Source organism: Hirschia litorea (assembly GCF_042665075.1).
In the GTDB taxonomy this organism is placed as follows: Bacteria; Pseudomonadota; Alphaproteobacteria; order Caulobacterales; family Hyphomonadaceae; genus Hirschia; species Hirschia litorea.
Window position 1 is genome coordinate 1153954 of record NZ_JBHTBR010000002.1, and the last position, 20298, is coordinate 1174251.

Here is a 20298-nt window from a genome sequence, read left to right on the forward strand (position 1 = left end):
TCAATATCAAAAGCAAAAACAGCATAAAATCGCGCCCAACAAAAAAGAAAACCGCCTGAACGGGATAGGTTCAGGCGGTATCAACTCTACTTAGCTCAAACTTGTCTATTGAGCAGTTTGAGACATTTCAGACGTCCACCGTAAAACAGGTTTACGAGCAGCCAGTGTTTCGTCTAAGCGGCGCATTGGTGCAAGATAAGGTGCACTTTTAAGCGCTTCATCGCCGGATTTAGCTTTGATAGCAACGCTTTCCAAAGAGTCACAAAAGCGATCCAACTCAGCTTTGCTTTCAGTTTCTGTTGGTTCAATCAACATAGCACCATGCACAACAAGCGGGAAATACACCGTCATTGGGTGATAGCCCTCATCAATCATGCCTTTTGCGATATCCACTGTTTCAATGCCGCTATCTTTTAAGAATGCGTCAGAGAACAATGCCTCATGCATACAATAGCCTTCAAAAGCAGGTGACATCACCGACTTTAACCGCGCTTGAATATAGTTTGCGTTAAGAACGGCATCTTCCGCCACTTGCTTTAGCCCATCTGCACCATGTGAGAGCATATAGGTGAGCGCGCGCGTAAACATACCCATTTGACCATGAAACGCACACATGCGGCCGAGTGGCTTTAAGTCCGTTCCTGCGAGTTCGGCTTCATCATCGACATAAATGAGTTTGTAATCGCCGTCTCGCTTATCAACCGTCATCACGGGGTATGGTGCGTACTTTGCCAAACGCTCAGACAAAACCGTTGGGCCAGCCCCGGGACCGCCCCCGCCATGAGGTGTAGAGAATGTTTTATGAAGATTGATGTGCATTGCATCCACGCCAAGATCGCGTGGACGTACACGTCCTACTATTGCGTTGAAATTGGCACCATCACAATAGAAATAACCGCCAGCTTCGTGGATTAGGTCTGCGATTTCTTTGATATCACGTTCAAACAACCCACATGTGTTCGGATTGGTCAGCATGATACCCGCGACATCAGAAGTATCGCCTTCAAGCTTTGCTTTAAGATCATTCAAATCAACGCGACCATCTGTTGCTGCTGCGATTTCTTGGACTTTAAATCCGCACTGAACAGCAGTTGCAGGATTGGTTCCGTGTGCAGATGCGGGCACTAATACGCGCGTGCGTGTCTCGACCTCACCACGATCAATAAGCGCTGCACGGATTGCCGCCATACCACACCACTCACCATGCGCCCCTGCTTTAGGGCTCATCGCGACTGCTGGCATGCCTGTTAGCTTTTTGAGCCAATCTTCAAGCTGCTCAATTACCTCCATCGCGCCTTGAACTGTTTGCTGCGGTTGCAATGGGTGAATATCGGCGAAACCAGGCATACGCGCGACTTTTTCATTCAGGCGAGGATTGTGTTTCATAGTACACGAACCAAGCGGGAAAAGCCCCAAATCAATCGCATAATTTTTTTGAGACAATCGCACATAATGGCGCATAGCCTGAGGCTCTGACAGGCCCGGAAGACCGGTACCGTCTTGGCGTTTTAAACCACCAAGACGATCTTTGCGGCCCTTGGGTTCTGGAAGATCGACCCCTGTTGTCTCAGTTGTGCCAATGTCAAAAATCAGCTCTTCTTTTTGGAGAAGCCCTTTAGAGCCGGAAACTGTTTGAGTGCTCATGCCAGCACCTCCTTTAGAGCTTGGGCATAGGCAGCTATTCCTTCGGCTGTGTTACATTCTGTTGCTGCTGCAATCACCACATTATCTAACCCAGCGCGCGGGAAGAGACGCGATGCACGCACGCCGCCAATGACGCCTTTTTTATCCAAAGCAGCCAGCAAAGCGCCCGCTTCCATTGGTGTTTCAAAAGAAATCTCGTTGAAGAATGTCTCTGTTTTCAGCGTCACGCCATCAATGGCGTCTAAGGCATCTGCAAGATCACACGCTGCTTCATGGTTCAGCGTGGCCAATTGGCTCAAACCTTTGTCACCAAGCAATGTCATGTGGGCCGTAAACGCCAAGGCACAAAGCCCCGCATTCGTACAGATGTTCGATGTCGCTTTATCGCGGCGAATGTGTTGTTCACGTGTGGAAAGTGTCAGCACAAAACCGCGTTTTCCATCCGCATCAACCGTCTGACCGCACACGCGACCTGGCATTTGACGTACAAGCTTTTGGCGACAGGCTAAAAGACCGACATAAGGGCCGCCAAATCCTAGTGGATTACCAATAGATTGACCTTCACCCACAACAATATCTGCGCCCATTTCACCCGGAGGCGTTATAAGGCCTAGAGACACAACTTCCGTAAATACAGATACAAGCAATGCTTTTTTCGCATGCGCTGCTTCAGCAATTGGTGTGAGGTCTGTCACTGTTCCAAATACGTTGGGAGACTGCGCAATCAAACATGCTGTGTCATCTTCAGCGTAACTAATCAGCGCTTTTTCATCATCAAAAGCTGGCGGCAGAATAACCACTTCAATGCCCTGCGTTTCACAGGCTGTACGAATCGTTTCAGCGTAATGTGCATGCACACCGCCTGAAACAATTACCTTTTTACGGCGTGTTGCACGACATGCCATCAAAGCCGCTTCAGATGCAGCAGTTGAGCCGTCATACATGGATGCATTTGCCACTTCCATTCCCGTCAGCATGGCTACTTGGGATTGGAATTCAAACACAGTTTGCAATGTACCCTGAGCAATTTCTGGCTGGTAGGGCGTGTATGTCGTTAAAAATTCAGAACGCTGAATAATGTGATCTACAGAAGCTGGCACATGGTGTTTATATGCGCCGCACCCCACAAAGAATGGGCCTTCAGAGGCCGTACGATTTTTAGCTGCTAAAGCGCCCATGTGACGCTCTACAGCTAATTCGCCTTGGTGCATCGGCAACCCCTCAATAGGGCCTGTTAGACGCGCAGACTCAGGCACATCTTGATAGAAATCATCAACGCTTTTTGCGCCGATGGTTTGCAGCATTTGCGCCCGATCTTCAGGCGTCAGTGGGAGATAACGCATATATTTCTTAAGCCTCGCAGAAAGCTTTATAAGCAGCTTCGTCCATCAAGCCTTCAACTTCGCTTGCATCTGACATTTTGACTTTATAAAGCCATTCAACGGCCATCAGATTGTCGTGAAAACTTTCTGAATCACCTTCTAAAAAAGCATTCATTTCAGTGACTTCACCCGAAACAGGTGCATAGACTTCGACGGCAGCTTTTGCTTTTTCGAACACAAACAAAATGTCGCCTTTAGACACATCATCGCCTACAGCAAGCAAGTCTTCGGCTGCCACAATGTCATCGCCCAATTGTTGAGCCGCATAAGCAGACACACCAATTGTTGCTACATCGCCGTCCACGGATACCCACTCGTGATCTTCTGTGTATAATTTTGTCATGATTTCAGCCCTCTAACCCCGAAAATAGTTTTGTTTGACGAATGGCATACGTGCGACCACGGCTGCCCTTGGTTTGTTTCTGACCAGAACATCTAGCTCTGTGCCAATTTGTGTGTAGGCGCGATTTACATAGCCCATTGCGACCGGTTTACCTGCTGTGTGCCCATGACCACCGGAAGTAATAATACCGACGATTTGACCGTCTTTAGTGGCGATTTCTGACCCTTCACGCGCCGGAGCTTTATCGAGTAAATTCAAACCGATACGCTTCATTTCAGTGCCATTTTCAATCTGGGAGATGATTTTCTCACCTCCTGGAAAATCAGCTTCATCGCGGCGCACTTTGGATACGGCCCATGTGAGCGATGCTTCTATCGGCGTTTTGCTTGAATCCATGTCATGACCATAGAGGCAAAGGCCGGCTTCAAGGCGTAAACTATCGCGTGCCCCCAATCCAATTGGGGCAATATCTTTGTCTTCAAGCAGTTGTTTTGCAACGCTTTCTGCATGTTCAGCTGGTATCAAAATTTCATAGCCATCTTCGCCCGTATAGCCTGAACAAGAGACCAGACAATCAACGCCACACACCTGAGCGCGTTTCGCTGTCATAAACACCATATCAGTGATATCTGGCGCATATTTGGCCATGAGTTTACGGGTCTGCGGGCCTTGCAAAGCGACCAAAGCATTGTCGTCTGCACGCTCCAAGGTCGCGCCCTGACATGCCTCTGCTATCAGCGTGAAGTCCGCCTCCTTACAGCCTGCATTCACGACGATATAAAGCATCCCTTGCTCTGCTGGATCACTGGGACGTGTGACCATCAGATCATCTAAAATGCCACCCTCTTCATTGAGCAAAAGCGTGTAACGCATCTCACCCGGAGAAAGACCAGATATATCTCCACATACCAATTGTTCAAAAATACCGGAAATTTTAGCGTGCGCCGCATCTCCTGTGAGTGCAGATTCCTGCCCCATCTCATCGAGTTTTAAAAATGCTGGTCCCATGTGCGATACATCAAACAATCCACATTTTTCACGCACATGATGATGCTCTGGAATAATGCCTGATTCAAATTGAATGGGCATTGCATAGCCAGCAAAGTCGACCATCTTGCCGCCTTGCGATTGGTTGAGGTTTGTCAGCGGGGTAGATTTTAAATGTGTGGTAGACACGATCTTGGGCACTCCGGATAGACACGGTTTTCCACACACAAAATGCATGTGAAGAAATTCGTGCCCCCGCTGTCCCTTGCACCTGAGAGATTCCGCAAAACCAATTGATCGGTTTTGCTTGCTCCTTCGGCGAGGCTGCGCATATATATGCCGCCTCTTTCCAGCGTGTTGATGCCTTTCGCGGTCCCTTTGCCTGAGCGTTTCCGGGGCGGTTGCGCCTTCGGCCATAGCATTTAAGCTATTCTCTCCCGCGAGAGACTCAAGCAGGCAATATGCCTACTTGAATATACTTCAAATGCACTGCTGAGATATGACTCGTCAATAGCCAAACAATTCGACAGTGAATTTTTCCTGCGCCTGCCTAAACAAAGCGCAGGATGACTTTACATACGTTCAGGTGTTTCGATTCCGATCAGATACAGTCCAGCTTCCAATTGCTTCAGCGTTGCTTGCGCTAATGCCAAACGAGACGCTTTCACCTCATCAGGCACACCTGCTTTGAGAATAGGTGCATTTGTCCAGAAAGATGAAAACGCCTGAGCCAGTGTGTACACATGGTCACATACACCGTGCGGCGTGCGGTTTTCATATGCAAGTTTTAGAGCTGTTTCAAAAGCATCAAGTTGAAGTGCCAAAGCACGTTCTTCTTTAAGCTCAATTTTAATCTCGCCTGCTTGAATGCCCTCTTCTTTTGCGCGGCGCATAAGTGATTTCACACGCACCGCTGCATATAGAAGATATGGACCTGTTTTGCCTTCAAAAGCGACAAACTGATCAAGATCGAACACATAGTTTTTTGTGCGCACGTTTGAAAGATCAGCAAATTTGATAGCCGCAAGCGCAACTTTATCCGCGATATCTGCGCGCTCTTCTGCGGGATAATCTGCGCCCATTCCTGTTTCTTCTAAACGCTCACGGGCCTTGTCTTTGGCTTGACTGATAAAGTCATACAGCTTCAACACACCACCTTCACGTGTCTTGAAGGGTTTGCCGTCCTTACCATTCATCGTACCAAAGCCGATATGCTCAAGCGCGTCTTCGTTTTCATATCCGGCTAATTGAGCAGCTCTGAAAACCTGCTCAAAGTGAAGCGCCTGACGCGCATCCACAACATATAATGTCAGGTCAGGTTTATTAGTGCGTTTACGGTCGAGAATGGTTCCAAGGTCTGTTGCGTGATACCCTACAGCACCTTGAGAATTGACCAGCATGAAGGGAGGCATGTCTTTTTTATCAGACTCGCGTTCGATATGGATAACCCAAGCGCCTTCACTCAAAACAGCAATGTTACGCGATTTGAGATCTTCGGTAATCTCAGGCAACAACACATTCGCGTCAGATTCGCCTTTCCAGAGATCAAACTTAACACCAAGCTCACCACATTCGCGCTCTAAACCGATCTGTGTAACGTCACAGAAATGTTTCCAAAGTGCGCGATACCCACGACGCCCAGCTTGTAAATCCGCTGTCGCAGTTTGTGCTAAACTACGAATTTCTTCACGGTAAGCAGGGTTTGGAACTTTCTTGAAAACAGATTTTCCATCTTCAACCGTTTCTACAACGCTTTCTTCCTTCATCATGCCTGCATAAAGCGGATAAAGGCGTTCAAGGTCATCCATAGAAACAGGTGATTCTGAAGGGTATTCTCCATCAAAATCAGCATCAAAATATGGAAGGTCAGGCTGCTCTTCGCTTACACCTACGATCAAAAGCCCCATTTGAAGCCCCCAATCCCCAAGATGCACGTCTGAAACAACATCATCGCCAAGAAAGCGGAAAAGACGCTGCAAACTATCCCCGATAATGGTCGAGCGAAGGTGACCAATGTGCATTGGCTTTGCAACGTTCCAGCCACCAAAATCCATCATAACATGACGAGGCGTTTCAACCTTACCCCCACCAGATTGAGGGTCTGTTAGAACTTGAGCTGCACGCTCTTGCAAAGCTTGCGCTGAGACTTTGATATTTAGAAAGCCCGGCCCTGCCACATCTACGCTTTCAACAAAGTCTAACGCCTCGATTTTAGGCGCAACTTCTGCGGCTACTTCTCTTGGGTTTTTCTTTGCACGCTTACCAGCAACCATAGCGCCATTACACTGAAAATCAGCAAGATCCGGACGATCTGAGCGACGCACTTGGCCCAACTCCGCATCTAGCCCCATGCTTTCAAATACGGCACCCGCCGCAACGCTTAATTTGGTTGCTAAGTCTGTCATGTGTTTCTTTCCGGACGCTCATATTAGCGTCCGCCTACATAGTCTAATTTAAAAATCGTAGAGTGTGTTCAAACCACGAAGCGATACCGCTTATTTGCCTTGGCCAGCATTCACACGGAATCTTTTCCCTGCGCGATTAAACTCAAGCTCTGCATCAGTCAGCTCAAATCCGACGAGAACTTCAAAGTTTGATCCCGATATAGATGAGTCGGCGCGCGGGATTACAATGTGTTCAATTGTTTCTGTTGCAGTCACACGGTCTGCTCCTTTGGGAAAAGTCACTTTCAGCGGGAAAGTTTCTTTTTCAATAACCGCCTGACCACGTCGCGTTACAGAAACGAAATAATTGTAATCATGGCTCATTCCCTCAGCAGCGGGACCACGCCCAAACGCAAAGTCTAGCGTGACTTCCATTCTAATCGGGTCATCACCTACATAGCGACAGAAACTCGACACACCTGTAATCTCACCTGTGTATCCCACATTAGAAAACACTTCAGATCCATGTAATTGAACCTTGCGAGATGCATCATACAAGGATGCCGCAACAGGACATGGACCTTCATTGGGTCGAGAATCTAAACCATCTTTTACTGAAGAACACCCAGCTACTCCAAAAGCTATAAAGGCCATTCCAGCTAGTTTTGAACGTTGAATAATACCCGTCACGCGCAAAGTCCTCGCATAATTTGACACATCCAGCTATGTGAATACCAAAATCAGAATCGATTAAAGACATATTTCACGTGGATATGAATGAATTTAATCACTCTGATAGCCGCCGCAGCGCTTGGGCGCAATGAGTTGATCGACTATGTATGTGCAACATTTGAGATAAACATACAGCAATAAGGAAAAATCATATGGAAACGCGCCCTAAACTAACGATTTCGCTTGCGTCACCACGTGGTTTTTGTGCGGGTGTGGATCGCGCTATTCATATTGTTGAGCAAGCCATAGAGAAATGGGGCGCGCCGGTTTATGTGCGACATGAGATCGTACACAATCGTCATGTAGTATCCAGACTTGAGAGTTTAGGCGCGATTTTCGTCGAAGAGCTTGATGATTGTCCCGATGATAGACCTGTTGTGTTTTCCGCGCATGGCGTTCCCAAAGCGGTACCTGCAGAAGCAAAACGACGTGAGATGACATATGTCGATGCCACATGCCCACTCGTCTCGAAGGTGCATATGGAGACATCTCGTCATGCACAAAATGGTCTGCACACTTTCCTCATAGGTCATGCCGGACACCCTGAAGTCGTTGGAACAATGGGACAAACTGAAGAAGGAACAATGACTTTAGTCGAGACTGTTTTGGATGCAGAACAGGTGATTCCAGACGATCCTGAGAAATTAGCATACGCAACCCAAACAACCCTATCTGTGGATGATACTGCTGAGATTGTTGCGACGTTAAAGCGTAGATTTCCTAACATTGCAGAACCAGCAAAAGATGACATTTGCTACGCGACAACCAACCGTCAGGAAGCCATGAAAGCGCTTGCGGATAATATTGATCTGGTATTGGTCATTGGTTCACCAAATTCTTCCAACTCTCAGCGCCTAGTTGAAGTGGCAGAACGTGGTGGCGCAAAAGCGTCTTATCTTGTTGGTTCTGCTGATGAAATTAACTGGGATTGGTTTCATGGTGTTTCTACGCTCGGTTTGTCCGCTGGCGCTTCAGCACCCGAAACGCTTGTGCAAGGCGTGATTGCTGCCTGTCGTGCGCGCTATGATGTTGACGTTAAAAACATTGTGACGGCTGAAGAAAACGTGGTATTTCATGCACCTAAATGGCTCACACGGGCCTGATTTCATTAGGATACCTAAATCTTTATGAGCACTTCCCTGCGTATTCTCACGTGTATATCCGTTGCGATTATCGCGGGGTTATTTCTCGCATATGGCTTGATTTTGGATGCCAGCAACCTGTCTGCTAGCCGTGCGCTTGGCTTATGGTCTCTGCCTGTTACCGGCGTGATAGGAGCCATCATCGCAAGTGCATCGGGTACGGGTGGAGGTGTGGTTTTCATCCCTATCTTCAACTCACTCAATGAAGCAGGGCTACTCTCACTCTCTCAAACAAATATCGTTGCAGCGAGTTTTTTGATCCAGTGTTTTGGCATGACGATGGGAAGCTTGGTCTGGCTAAGAGGCATGTATGCGTCAGAAACTGTACATGCTGGCATACCTATTAAAACATTCTGGAAAGCGCTTTTAAGTATTTTGGCTATCGCGCTACCAGTTATGCTTTTTACGCAGTGGTATGTGAAAATTGATCCCAAATGGGTGTTGTTTGGTTTTAAGGTATTTTCCATCACTCTGGGGTCGATACTTGTTTTCAATACGCTTCAAAATGGCAATACATCCACACAAGCAAAACGCACACATTTAGAGAAAGTCGATTTTACGCTCTTATTGCTAGTTGCGCCTATTGGTGGATTTGCAAACGCACTTTTTTCTGTCGGGTTAGGTGAGATTGTCGCGCTTTATTTATTTCTGCGTGGCTATTCGATTGTCACTAGCACAGGCATGGCGGTTATTATTTCTGCTTTTAGCGTATTAAGTGGCGCACCCTATCATATCTATATGGGTAATGTGCCTTGGGAGGTTGTCGCAATGACTGCCCCAGGCGCTTTGCTGGGTGGCTTCTTGGCGCGTGGTATTGCCCTCCGCTTACAGGCGTATTGGCTGAAATTGGCCGCCGGAAGCTGGATTGCGCTTTCAGGTATCGGTCTATTGCTGATGCAATATAATTGAAACTAAAGCGCCACACCCGCTTTACGCAAAAACACCACAACCGCCCAGCAACACGCGCCGGTTGCGAGTATTGAAAGCCCAAAACTTGGCCAAAAAGCCAGTCCTAGTTTTTGCCCGCCAATCAACACCACAAAAAAGGCCAAGCCCGGAGGGACAAGGAAAAACGTTGTCGTTGCAAACCGCGTCGCTTTTTCAGCATCACCGCCGCCAATATAAATGTTTGCAACAGTGAGCATTGTAGCCAAAGGCAAAGCCACCATAAGGGATGCAATGAGGGTTGAACGTTTCGCAACTTCGGACAAGGCGACAATAAACGCTGCCGTTCCCAACGCCTTCAAAATAACCATCCACATATATCAGCCCTCCATGCCTGAATAAGTGGTGGACCACTTTGCAGAATTGGACAAGCTCCTATTATTGCTCCGTTCGCATTTGACTTTAGCGTAACTCACACATGAATTTTGCAAAAATACATCGATATTTTGATATTTTGAGAAGACAATGCCCTAAAACTCGCGTTAAAAGCACTTCATTATGGCAGTATATACCGAAGTAGATGACACAGCGCTCGCCAATTTTTTGGCAGATTATGACCTTGGCTCCGCAATCGCCTTTAAGGGCATTGCTGAAGGCGTGGAAAATTCAAACTATTTGCTAGAGACGACTAAAGCGCGTTTCATCCTCACCCTGTTTGAAAAACGAGTGAATGAAAGTGACCTTCCCTATTTCATGGGTGTCATGGATCATCTTGCAGACAAAGGTTTTCCGGCTCCTCTGCCTGTGAAAGCCAAAGATGGCAAAGCTCTGCGCACACTATGTGGACGCCCTGCTGTCATTATCACTTTCCTATCGGGTATGTCCTTGAGCCGCCCCAATGTGGAGCAATGCCGCGAACTGGGTGAAGGACTTGCTAAATTTCATGCCGCCCTTTCCGATTATGTTGGAGACCGCAAAAACTCGCTCTCTGTGGAAGCTTGGCGTCCTATGTTTGAAGGACGAGAAGCTGAAGCGAATGCATTGAATGCTGGACTAACCGAACACATACTCTCTGACTTGGATGCATTGGAAGCTGAATGGCCTGCAAATCTTCCAAGTGGAGTGATCCATGCAGACCTTTTTCCTGACAATGCTTTCTTTCTAGGTGACAAACTTACAGGTGTGATTGATTTCTATTTTGCCTGTAATGACGCCCTCGTTTACGACATTGCCATTTGTTTGAATGCTTGGTGCTTTGAGGATGGGCGCGGAGAATATAACCACACAAAAGGACGCGCACTGATTGCGGGCTACCAAGCTGTGCGCCCTCTAAGCGATACTGAAAAAGAAGCCCTGCCCTTACTTTGTCGCGGTGCCGCCATGCGTTTCTTCCTAACACGTTTGGTCGATTGGGCAGACACGCCCAAAGACGCATTAGTACGCCCTAAAAACCCGATAGAATATGCTGAAAAGCTTGGGTTTCACCGTAATGCAAAAGGCTTTTTTGATTACGGCGGCTGATACGCATTTTTTTTGTAAAATATACATGCGGATTTTTGCTTCTCGGGTGTCTTATACTGTATGCACCCATTTAGCTTGCATCCCACAAGTTAAGCCAAATCCCTCCCTTCAACCGACTTGGCTTTTAAATGGGTGCAGTCTTTTTTGACTGCCCATTTTGACATGCCCTGCTTAGGCAGCTTTCCATAATCCATCCCCAACAGAATCTGGCACCCTAGCTTGACCACTCTGACAAATCATTCCACCTGATTTGAATGAGCAAATTGATTGAAATATGGACGGATGGCGCGTGTTCGGGAAACCCCGGACCGGGTGGCTGGGGCGCTTTAATCAAAGCAAATGGCCAAGAGACAGAACTCTATGGCGGGGAAGCCAACACAACTAATAATCGCATGGAATTAATGGGCGCTATAGAAGCGCTTAATTCTCTAAGCGCGCCTTCCAAGATCGTTTTGAATACGGATTCGACCTATGTCAAAAATGGTTTGACCAAATGGATTCATGGCTGGAAAAAGAATGGCTGGAAAACTGCCGCGAAACAACCCGTGAAAAACAAAGACCTATGGCAAGCTTTGGACGAAGCTTGCAAACCTCACCAAATCGAATGGAAATGGGTAAAAGGTCATGCAGGCGATGAAGGCAATGAACGCGCTGACGGCCTTGCCGTAAAAGGCTCAAGAGAGATAGCGTCAGATCACGCCGTACCTTCACAGACAGAGAATGAGGTGCCATTGGAAGCGCCAGCCTCCAAAACAGAGACGAAAGCAAATCCTGTAAACCTCATTGAGATATGGACAGATGGCGCATGCTCTGGAAACCCAGGCCCCGGCGGATGGGGCGCTTTACTCAGAAGCGGCGAGCACGAAAAAGAATTATATGGCGGGCAAAAAGATACAACGAATAATCGGATGGAATTGATGGGTGCGATTGAAGCCCTCAACTCATTGAAAAAAGCGTCAAATGTGCGCCTGCATACGGATTCAACCTATGTGAAAGATGGTCTAACCAAGTGGATACATGGTTGGAAAAAGAATGGTTGGAAAACCGCAGGCAAAAAACCTGTAAAAAACCAAGACCTTTGGCAAGCATTGGATGAAGCCTGCAAACGTCACAAAATTGAATGGGTCTGGGTGAAGGGGCATGCAGGCGATGAAGGCAATGAACGCGCCGATAGCCTTGCTGTTAAAGGCTCAAAAGAAGCGTCTGGAAAAGCCTAAACAAGTCATAAAAAAGCCTGCGCCACCAAAGTGTGCAGGCCTTATTCGATAGCAATATTAAAGACGACTATACAGATTTAACCTTTACAGTTGCTCCTTCAACACCTGTGATTTCCACTGTGTCACCTATTGCAAATTCTGTTGTCGCATCTGTTTGAGCACGCCATTCAGAATCGTTTATTTTCACGCGTCCAAAACCGCCTTGAAATACGCTCATGACAATGGCTGTTTTGCCAACCATAGACGTATTGCGCTCATTCAATTCTGGGTGAGTTGATGGCGGATTCCGCAGCTTCATTGAAATTCTTCGACCAAGCGCCAAGAAGATGACAGAGGCAACAGTAAACACACCCACTTGGTATTGCCAAAGAGCCATAGAGTCTGGCGCAATCAGAGAATAAACGGCTGCTGTCGCGGCTGCGATTGCAATCCAGAGCAAATCAAATGTGCCGAGCATCATTTCAAATGCAAGCAAGATTAAAGCAAGTCCAACCCAATGCCAGACGGTAAGTTCACTAAATACGACGTCCATATACAGCTCCTGATATTTTTATTTTATTCAAAGCAGTAAAACTATGCGGACCAAGCATGTGCAGCGATTTCATGCACATGCCTCGCCTGCAATTATGGCGTTATTCTTGCCAAGGTGATGGAGGGGTTGAGCCACCCTTATCATCATTTGAGCCTTTTTTACCCTTTGGTGGGTTAAACCCTGTAAGCGCACCAATTCCCTCAATTGCACCAGCAATACCTGCAAAATCAGCTGGTATAATAACCGTACGCTGCTGATTGGACGTGGCCAGAGATTTGAATGCCTGAATGTATTCTTGACCCAAGAAATAGTTCACAGCGTTCACATCACCCTTACCGATAGCATCTGAGACCATAAGTGTTGCTTTGGCTTCAGCTTCTGCTTCACGCTCACGCGCTTCAGCATCACGGAAAGCGGCTTCACGGCGACCTTCTGCTTGTAGGACGGCTGATTGCTTCTCACCTTCTGCACGCAAGATGGCGGACTGCTTGTCCCCTTCTGCCTGTAAGATTTCAGCACGCTTGATACGCTCTGCTTTCATCTGACGCGCCATAGCTTCAGTGATGTCGGCTGGCGGAGACAAATCTGCAATCTCGATACGTGTAACTTTCACGCCCCACGGGTTCGTGGCTGCGTCAATCACGTTTAAGAGGCGCGCATTAATATCGTCGCGGTTTGACAATACTTCGTCCAAATCCATCGATCCGACAACAGTACGAATATTGGTCAAAGCTAGGTTTGTGATCGCACGCGTAAGGTCATTCACCTCATAAGAAGCTGGGACAGGGTCAATCACTTGCGTAAACACAACAGCATCACAAGACACCATTGCGTTGTCTTTGGTGATGACTTCCTGTTGAGGGATATCCAGCACGTTTTCTTTCATATTCACTTTGTGACCGATACGATCCAAAAATGGGATGATGATTGAAAGCCCCGGACTAAGCGTATTCGTGAAGCGGCCAAAACGCTCCACGGTGTAGCGATAGCCTTGAGGAACGACCTGTACACCATTCATAATCACCACAATGGCGAAAATAACCCCAGCTACCGCAACTATTGAAATGTTTTCCATGTCGTCCCTCTCGCATCATTAATATATATTTATTTATAGCACAAACACAGTATAAATCCACAAAAATCAACTATAATTTGAATTAAGGCAAATCTATACTTAAATGTGTTTAAATCTTGGAAAGCATATATTCAGCAGAAGAGACTTTAAACTCACCGCCTTCTTCAATGTTCATTTGAACAACCTTGCCATCTTTGACTAACATTGAGTAACGCTTAGAACGTGGGCCCATGCCAAAACCACGCCCATCAAGTTGAGTACCAGTAAGTTCAGCGAACTCGGCATTTCCATCAGCGAGCATAAGGATATCCTTGCCTACACTCTGGCTTTTACCCCATGCATCCATCACAAACACATCATTGACGGACACACATGCAACTTTATCGACGCCTTTGGCACGCAATGCATCAAGGTTGTCGATAAACCCTGGAAGGTGGCTCACTGAACATGTTGGTGTGAACGCGCCTGGAACTGAAAAAATCGCGACAGTTGAACCGGCTGTGAGGTCTTTGGTTGAAATCGCTTCTGGGCCGTTTTCACCCATAACTTTAAAGGAAAATTCTGGAAGTGTATCGCCTACGGAAATAGTCATGCGCTTAGTCTTTCTAAGGTTTAACGTCACGTTATGAAATCAATGCGACGCAATAAATTTTGGATATGTTACAACGACTTTCAGACTGTGCAATCACGATTCAATGACATTGCAAATTACTGATCTTTGATTTCTCAGAGATAAGTTGCTCTCCCCCCCTTGCAGAACGCCGATTTTGCAGCAAACTTGCCTACACCCATCATGCAAAATCTAACTGGAGGTTCGGTTGAACGGCTCGCTTGCAGGAAAATTACTTATTGCTCTGCCCGCAATCAAAGATCCCTTCTTTGAACGTGCCGTGATTCTTTTATGCTCGCACAGTGAAGAACATGCGATGGGAATTATCATCAATCACGAAATGACTGATATCACGAATGAAGAGCTTTTCGATCAATTAGGCATGGACAATTCTCCGGCCAATACACTCCCCGTTTTACAAGGTGGGCCTGTATGCCTTGAGCGAGGTTTCGTGCTGCATTCTGATGATTATGATGCACCTGGCGTTACGGTTCCGATCACTGATGGCGTTTGCCTAACCGCAACTGAAGATGTGCTCATTGCGCTGGCCTCTCAAACTCCGCCCGAAAAAGCAGTCCTTGCATTGGGATATGCAGGATGGGGCGAAGGCCAACTTGAAGAAGAAATAACTGAAAATGTATGGCTCGTCGCAGAAGCAAGCCCCGCATTAATTTACGACAAAGACTATAAGACCAAATGGAATCGCGCACTCGCAAGTCTGGGCGTCTCTCCCGACAAGCTCCACTCCATTGGTGGACGTGCCTAACGCGTTTAATTCGCTGTTAAAGCTATTCCGGATTCAAAACTTTCATAGATACGACCCCTTTATGAGAACGTAGGTTTTCTAAGATTGCATCTTCACACATAGGTGCACCACTTACAAAACCCTGTATGAAATCACATCCGACCTCTTTCATGGCTTGCGCATGCATTCCTGTTTCAACGCCTTCAGCTGTTACCGTCATATCCAAATCATGCGCAAGATCGACTATCGCTTTGATGATGATACGGCCACGCGGACGGCTCATCATTGAGGTAAGACGCTGGTCTAATTTCAAACCATCCGCAGGAATATCTGCAAGCCACGCAAGCGAAGAATGCCCCGCACCAAAATCATCAAGGATTAATCCCGCACCTGCTGCACGAAATGCGGCCAATGCTCCCAAGGCACGATTTACATCCCGCAAAGCAGCTTGTTCAGTCAGCTCGATACGCAACACATCACGCGGCAAATCACACTCACGAATAATACTCTCTACTTCTTGAACGAGTACAGGCCGCGCAATCTCTGCCGCAGACAAATTCACCTGCATGAACACGTCACCAGCACTTTTGCGAAACCTAGCGAGCGCTTTAGCAGCTTTATCCAGCATGGTGGGTGCAACATGCGTCCAATCGGCCGCCAACCCAAATTCGGACAGACCATCTGGTCCTGTTAAATCTCCATGCGGCGTACGCCAACGCGCAAGCGCCTCAAATCCCGCAAGCTGAGATGTCTTTGCATCCCATATAGGTTGATAAACAGGCTCCAATCCATCGAGGTTTGTAACCAAAGTAACCGGATTAGTTACACGCGCATATAAAAGGCCGCGCGCGGCACCATCATCAATCCGTGCGCCTATCATGCGCGCCGTATCACCATTCCCCAATGTCACTTTTTGATCTATCGCTGAAGATGATTGTCCGGTCAGCAATTTTTGCAAACCGGAGCGCGCAAGACCATCAACTTGCGCCAAAAACTCATCCAGCGTCCACTCCCCGTCCATATGCCCCAAAGGGCCAGACGCATCAGCTTCAATAGTGAGACGCGCGTTAGATCCGGACCAGCTCCATACAGCCGCACGTGCTGCATTTATCGCTGTGGTATTGGGTTGATGGGGCATTCAACATCTCCAAAAGTAGACCATGAATCTAGCCTGCGCTTTTTAATAAAGCGAGACCCATTCCTCAAACCTGTCTAAACTAAAATATTTGGCGCTAAGATTAGCCTTGCCCTAAGAAACAAACGCGTGCGCAGCATCCAAGCAAGATGCTGGCCCGACACAACTTGCTGTCGGCAGCCCATTGATCGACTGCTTCACACACTCTTGGACATCACGCATTGTCACACGATCTATTTCCCCAAGCGCTTCAGGCAAATTGATCAAACGGTTGAATGTAAACAGCTCATATGCACCTGAGCTACCTCTTGCGGCAGGGCCTTCAGAAGACATCGCAAATTGCGTTTTCTGCGTTGCACGAGCGCGGCTCATTTCCGCAGGGGTTGGACCTGTTGCTGCAAACTCATGCCACAAATCTTTGACAATTTTTTGTACATCCATCGCATCATCTGGATCACATCCACAATACACATTGAAGCGGCCAGCATCTGAATAACTGTCAAAATATGCATCTATAGAATACGCCAGTCCACGTTTTTCGCGAACTTCTTGATACAGACGCGAGGCCATGCCGCCGCCAAAAATTTCCTCAAACAAACGCGCTGCAAACCGTTTGTCTGTGCGGGAGTCTGGCGCAGGAAAAGATAAAACGAGATGTGCTTGTTCAGTATCACGCTCACGCACAATCGCTTTATTGCCTGCTTGAGGCTGTATTCGCAAAGCTGGTGCACCCGCTTTTAACGGTGTGAGCCATTTTTCTGCCTGTGCAATAATAGATGCGCGTTCATATCCGCCAGCAACAGACATCACAACACGATTTGCCACATAGTTTTGATCAATAAACCCACGCAATTGCGCACAATCAATGTCTTTTAAACTTGCTTCAGTTCCCAAGACCGAACGCCCAAGCGCATGATTTGGCCACGCCGCTGCTTGCGCAAGCTCAAAGACTAAATCTTCAGCTTGATCGGACGCTTCGCCAATCTCTTGAATGACAACGCCCTTCTCTCGCTCCAATTCATTTTCGGGGAGCTGCTGATCCATTGCGAGACTAGAGGCCACACTGAGCATGTCGCCAGCATCTTCAGCGAGGCAGCGCACATAAAACCCTGTGCGCTCATAATCTGTAGACGCATTCAATATGCCGCCGCGATCTTCCACCTGCTCCACAAGTTCACGCGCACTATGGCCACCAGCGCCCTTAAACGCCATATGTTCGAGCAAATGCGCTATGCCATTATTCTCAACGCTTTCATCACGTGCACCTGCATCCACCCAAACGCCGACACTTGCAGTCTGCACATGCGGCATAGGATCGAGCACTAAGCGTGCGCCATTTGGAAAAACGATCAGCTCACGCGCATCATCATTCATGCGAAAAGGTGTATCGCTCAAGCAGTCACCCGCGATAAAGCGACCATGCGCTCTTTGACATGTGCAATATCCATTGGACCTGTTTCGAACACTTCCGGACGGGATGTAAATTCATGCGCCCGCAGCGGCAAAGGTGCATCCTGACCGATAGCTTCTTTTACCGTCTCAGGGAATTTGGCTGCATGCGCCGTTGAAAGCACAACATCAACACTATCTGTCTCATCCGCATAGCGCGCTGCATGCAGGCCAACAGCTGTATGCGGACATACCTGCCAACCCGTTTCATCTAAAGTGCGCTGCATTTCGACAAAGGTTTCTTCATCTGTCACAGCACTCGCGGTAAAGCCCATACAGCCCAATGGTCCAAGCGCTTTCGCTGGTAAAGGCGCGACCCCATCTTTGGCAAGTTGATCATAAGCAGTTTTGACCGCATCGCCATCGCGACCAGCAGCTTCAAACAAGAGGCGTTCAAAGTTTGATGGAACTTGGATATCCATTGCCGGACTAACTGTTGGCGTAGTGTGCCCTTTTTTAAGGTCTTGCCCATTTAGCAGACGCGCCATTGCATCATTTGCATTTACCGCCACATGACATTCAAAGCCATTGAGCAAACCACAACGTGCCGCCACATACCCTGCGAGCGCATCTCCAAAATTACCTGACGGCACAACAAAACGAATTTTTGCATTCGCACCAAGCTGAGCTTGTGCTGTCGCAAAATATACGGATTGCGCAGCGATGCGTGTCCAGTTGATTGAGTTCACGCCAGACAGGTTCAAACGGCGCTTGGTCTGCTCATCAGCAAATAGCTCTTTGACGATGGCCTGACACTGGTCAAAATCACCCTCTAGCGCGAAGTTATGAATATTGCTTGCGCCAGTCGCTGACATAAATACGCGCTGTACTGGAGAAATACGATTGTGCGGGTGTAAGATCATTACATCCACGTTTTCAGCTCCCGCAAAAGCTGCGGCCGCTGCACCACCTGTATCACCTGATGTGGCGCACACGATTGTCATGCGTTCACCGCGCATACCAAGCGCATAATCGTACAATTGAGCAATAAAGCGCATCGCGACATCTTTAAACGCAAGCGTAGGACCATGGTGCAATTCCATCATCCATTTGCCTTGGCCAATTTGCGTTAGCGGCGCTACGGATTGGTGCGCAAACGCGCCATAAGCTTTGGCAGCAAGGTCTTCAATGACATCATATTCGATCGTGTCGCCGGCAAACGCTTTGAGGACACGCGCAGCTGTGACGTGATATTCTTCGTTTTGCGATGGGCGCTCAATTGTTGGAAATTCTTCCGGCGTGTAAAGGCCACCATCAGGTGCAAGACCTGCAAGACTGGCTGTTACGAAGTCTACGGGGTCTGCGCCGCCGCGTGTAGAAATATAGCGCATGGGGTCTATCGCCTTAATCTGTCGTCTAACTTAATTGCTAAAGCGCAGGCGCCCAGCACGAATATGGAATGCGCCGTATAACACAATTAGCGCAATTGCCATCCCAAACCATGTCACAGAATAGCCAATATGACGTTCTGGAGGGGTTTGAGTGAGATGTATTGGCATGCCATTGCTTGCAAGCAACATATATTCTCGGTTTAGCACATTGGCACCATTGATAAATAAGGACTGCTCCATCGCATCAGCATCAAACCAATACCATTCATTTTTTTCCGGTGCATTTGTATTGGAAAACGAAGTACGGTTTTGCGTCATCGCGACGATACGCAACGTATCTATCAATTCCACATCACCATCATAATTTTCAAAGGCTGTCTCAGCTAACAAAGCCCCCTCAACACATGGAGGAGCGGCAATCGCTGTAAAAACGCGCCATCCGGGGCGTCCATCCGTGGATTGACCAAAAACACGCAACCACTCGGTAGAGACGGCACTCGAAGGCAATACGCGCTTACCCATTGGATTTTCAGATGGCGGACATAAGGCTGTGGCTAGATCTGTTTCGCCGCGCTCTGCCTGCGCAATATAATCTGCAATTAAGCCAGATTTCCACTCCGCCCGTTGCCATTGCCACACCCCAAGCCAAATTAGCAGTGCTAGCACGACGCTTGAAAAAATCGTCAAAATTGGAAAAGGCCGAAAAGTCATAGGAGCGACCAATTCACCTGTTCAAGGTGCCTATTTGAAATTGGAGCTAACAGGCCAACTCGCCTATCACCTCAACTATTTAGGTTGCTGGTCAGCGTGATCTTCAAACCGCGCTTCCTCTGCTTTATTAGCCCATTGCAAAGCAAACAAAAGCGATTTTGCAGGCCGAAGCAACCAGAGACAAAAGAGGATAATCACAGGTGGGAAGATGAGTAAATGCACCCATACTGGTGGATCTACCCAAAGATGAAACAACATTCCCAAAGGAACGATGACGATCATAGCAATCCACATGACGAAGAAAGCTGGACCGTCACCTGAGTCTGCGACTGTGAAGTCTGCGCCGCATGCAGCGCATTCATCATTCATCGTAAGATATCCGCGAAAAACCTGACCTTCCCCGCACTCTGGACAACGACAATTCATGCCGGCTGAAAACGGGGAAACTTTGGCCATGATTTAACTCTTCAATC

The 20298-nt window shown here is 47.7% G+C and carries 20 protein-coding genes, 1 pseudogene and 1 riboswitch; of the genes and pseudogenes, 6 read left to right on the top strand and 15 right to left on the bottom strand.

What is annotated here, in order from left to right; genetic code table 11:
- Positions 1-105: 105 nt before the first annotated feature.
- From gcvPB to ACFQS8_RS05455, 6 genes are all read right to left on the bottom strand, one after another.
- Complete coding sequence (gcvPB, locus tag ACFQS8_RS05430; RefSeq protein WP_382166246.1) at positions 106-1644, bottom strand: aminomethyl-transferring glycine dehydrogenase subunit GcvPB; 1539 nt, start codon at positions 1642-1644, stop codon at positions 106-108.
- Positions 1641-2987, bottom strand: a complete 1347-nt coding sequence (gene gcvPA, locus ACFQS8_RS05435) for an aminomethyl-transferring glycine dehydrogenase subunit GcvPA (protein WP_382166247.1) — start codon at positions 2985-2987, stop codon at positions 1641-1643. Before gcvPA ends, gcvPB begins: the two co-directional genes overlap by 4 nt.
- 7 nt (positions 2988-2994) lie before the next feature.
- Positions 2995-3369: a glycine cleavage system protein H gene (locus tag ACFQS8_RS05440; protein ID WP_382166248.1), complete on the bottom strand. Its 375-nt coding sequence runs from the start codon at positions 3367-3369 to the stop codon at positions 2995-2997.
- Positions 3370-3381: 12 nt separating this feature from the next.
- Positions 3382-4545: a glycine cleavage system aminomethyltransferase GcvT gene (gcvT, locus tag ACFQS8_RS05445; RefSeq protein ID WP_465262333.1), complete on the bottom strand. Its 1164-nt coding sequence runs from the start codon at positions 4543-4545 to the stop codon at positions 3382-3384.
- Positions 4546-4716: 171 nt separating this feature from the next.
- A riboswitch (glycine riboswitch) is annotated at positions 4717-4806 on the bottom strand.
- A 122-nt stretch (positions 4807-4928) separates the two neighbouring features.
- The gene (argS, locus tag ACFQS8_RS05450; RefSeq protein WP_382166249.1) at positions 4929-6761 is read right to left on the bottom strand and encodes an arginine--tRNA ligase; all 1833 of its coding nucleotides are present in this window, start codon (positions 6759-6761) and stop codon (positions 4929-4931) included.
- Between the two features lie 90 nt (positions 6762-6851).
- A complete protein-coding gene (locus ACFQS8_RS05455; protein WP_382166250.1) occupies positions 6852-7430 on the bottom strand; it encodes a hypothetical protein in 579 nt (192 codons plus the stop codon).
- A 194-nt stretch (positions 7431-7624) separates the two neighbouring features.
- Between ACFQS8_RS05455 and ispH the strand changes: the two genes are divergently transcribed.
- On the top strand, positions 7625-8575 hold the full coding sequence (gene ispH, locus ACFQS8_RS05460; protein ID WP_382166251.1) for a 4-hydroxy-3-methylbut-2-enyl diphosphate reductase: 951 nt from the start codon (positions 7625-7627) through the stop codon (positions 8573-8575).
- A gap of 24 nt (positions 8576-8599) precedes the next feature.
- A complete protein-coding gene (locus ACFQS8_RS05465; RefSeq protein WP_382166252.1) occupies positions 8600-9523 on the top strand; it encodes a sulfite exporter TauE/SafE family protein in 924 nt (307 codons plus the stop codon).
- A gap of 2 nt (positions 9524-9525) precedes the next feature.
- Here ACFQS8_RS05465 and ACFQS8_RS05470 read toward each other — a convergent pair whose 3' ends face one another.
- On the bottom strand, positions 9526-9876 hold the full coding sequence (locus tag ACFQS8_RS05470) for a DUF3147 family protein (protein WP_382166253.1): 351 nt from the start codon (positions 9874-9876) through the stop codon (positions 9526-9528).
- Positions 9877-10057: 181 nt separating this feature from the next.
- On the opposite strand from ACFQS8_RS05470, the gene thrB reads away from it, so the two are divergent.
- From thrB to rnhA (ACFQS8_RS05485), 3 genes and pseudogenes are all read left to right on the top strand, one after another.
- Positions 10058-11020, top strand: coding sequence for a homoserine kinase (gene thrB / locus ACFQS8_RS05475; RefSeq protein WP_382166254.1), 963 nt, complete (start codon positions 10058-10060; stop codon positions 11018-11020).
- Between the two features lie 254 nt (positions 11021-11274).
- Positions 11275-11706, top strand: a pseudogene (gene rnhA / locus ACFQS8_RS05480) (ribonuclease HI); the annotation flags it as partial.
- Between the two features lie 45 nt (positions 11707-11751).
- Entirely contained in the window at positions 11752-12237 is a 486-nt protein-coding gene (gene rnhA / locus ACFQS8_RS05485; protein WP_382166590.1) for a ribonuclease HI, read from the top strand.
- A 67-nt stretch (positions 12238-12304) separates the two neighbouring features.
- Here the strand turns inward: rnhA (ACFQS8_RS05485) and ACFQS8_RS05490 are convergent, their stop codons facing one another.
- The 3 genes from ACFQS8_RS05490 to ACFQS8_RS05500 all read right to left on the bottom strand — a co-directional run bounded on the left by ACFQS8_RS05490 (position 12305) and on the right by ACFQS8_RS05500 (position 14436).
- The gene (locus tag ACFQS8_RS05490; protein ID WP_382166255.1) at positions 12305-12769 is read right to left on the bottom strand and encodes an NfeD family protein; all 465 of its coding nucleotides are present in this window, start codon (positions 12767-12769) and stop codon (positions 12305-12307) included.
- 100 nt (positions 12770-12869) lie between these two features.
- The gene (locus ACFQS8_RS05495; protein ID WP_382166256.1) at positions 12870-13844 is read right to left on the bottom strand and encodes an SPFH domain-containing protein; all 975 of its coding nucleotides are present in this window, start codon (positions 13842-13844) and stop codon (positions 12870-12872) included.
- Positions 13845-13953: 109 nt separating this feature from the next.
- Positions 13954-14436, bottom strand: coding sequence for a peroxiredoxin (locus ACFQS8_RS05500; RefSeq protein WP_382166257.1), 483 nt, complete (start codon positions 14434-14436; stop codon positions 13954-13956).
- Positions 14437-14662: 226 nt separating this feature from the next.
- Between ACFQS8_RS05500 and ACFQS8_RS05505 the strand changes: the two genes are divergently transcribed.
- On the top strand, positions 14663-15220 hold the full coding sequence (locus tag ACFQS8_RS05505; protein WP_382166258.1) for a YqgE/AlgH family protein: 558 nt from the start codon (positions 14663-14665) through the stop codon (positions 15218-15220).
- Positions 15221-15242: 22 nt separating this feature from the next.
- On the opposite strand, the gene ACFQS8_RS05510 is transcribed toward ACFQS8_RS05505, so the two are convergent.
- The 5 genes from ACFQS8_RS05510 to ACFQS8_RS05530 form a co-directional block, all read right to left on the bottom strand.
- A complete protein-coding gene (locus tag ACFQS8_RS05510) occupies positions 15243-16337 on the bottom strand; it encodes an EAL domain-containing protein (RefSeq protein ID WP_382166259.1) in 1095 nt (364 codons plus the stop codon).
- Between the two features lie 111 nt (positions 16338-16448).
- On the bottom strand, positions 16449-17729 hold the full coding sequence (locus ACFQS8_RS05515; RefSeq protein WP_382166260.1) for a M16 family metallopeptidase: 1281 nt from the start codon (positions 17727-17729) through the stop codon (positions 16449-16451).
- On the bottom strand, positions 17726-19114 hold the full coding sequence (gene thrC / locus ACFQS8_RS05520) for a threonine synthase (protein WP_382166261.1): 1389 nt from the start codon (positions 19112-19114) through the stop codon (positions 17726-17728). Before thrC ends, ACFQS8_RS05515 begins: the two co-directional genes overlap by 4 nt.
- 30 nt (positions 19115-19144) lie before the next feature.
- The gene (locus ACFQS8_RS05525) at positions 19145-19825 is read right to left on the bottom strand and encodes an SURF1 family protein (protein WP_382166262.1); all 681 of its coding nucleotides are present in this window, start codon (positions 19823-19825) and stop codon (positions 19145-19147) included.
- A gap of 75 nt (positions 19826-19900) precedes the next feature.
- The gene (locus tag ACFQS8_RS05530; RefSeq protein WP_382166263.1) at positions 19901-20281 is read right to left on the bottom strand and encodes a DUF983 domain-containing protein; all 381 of its coding nucleotides are present in this window, start codon (positions 20279-20281) and stop codon (positions 19901-19903) included.
- Positions 20282-20298: the final 17 nt, after the last annotated feature.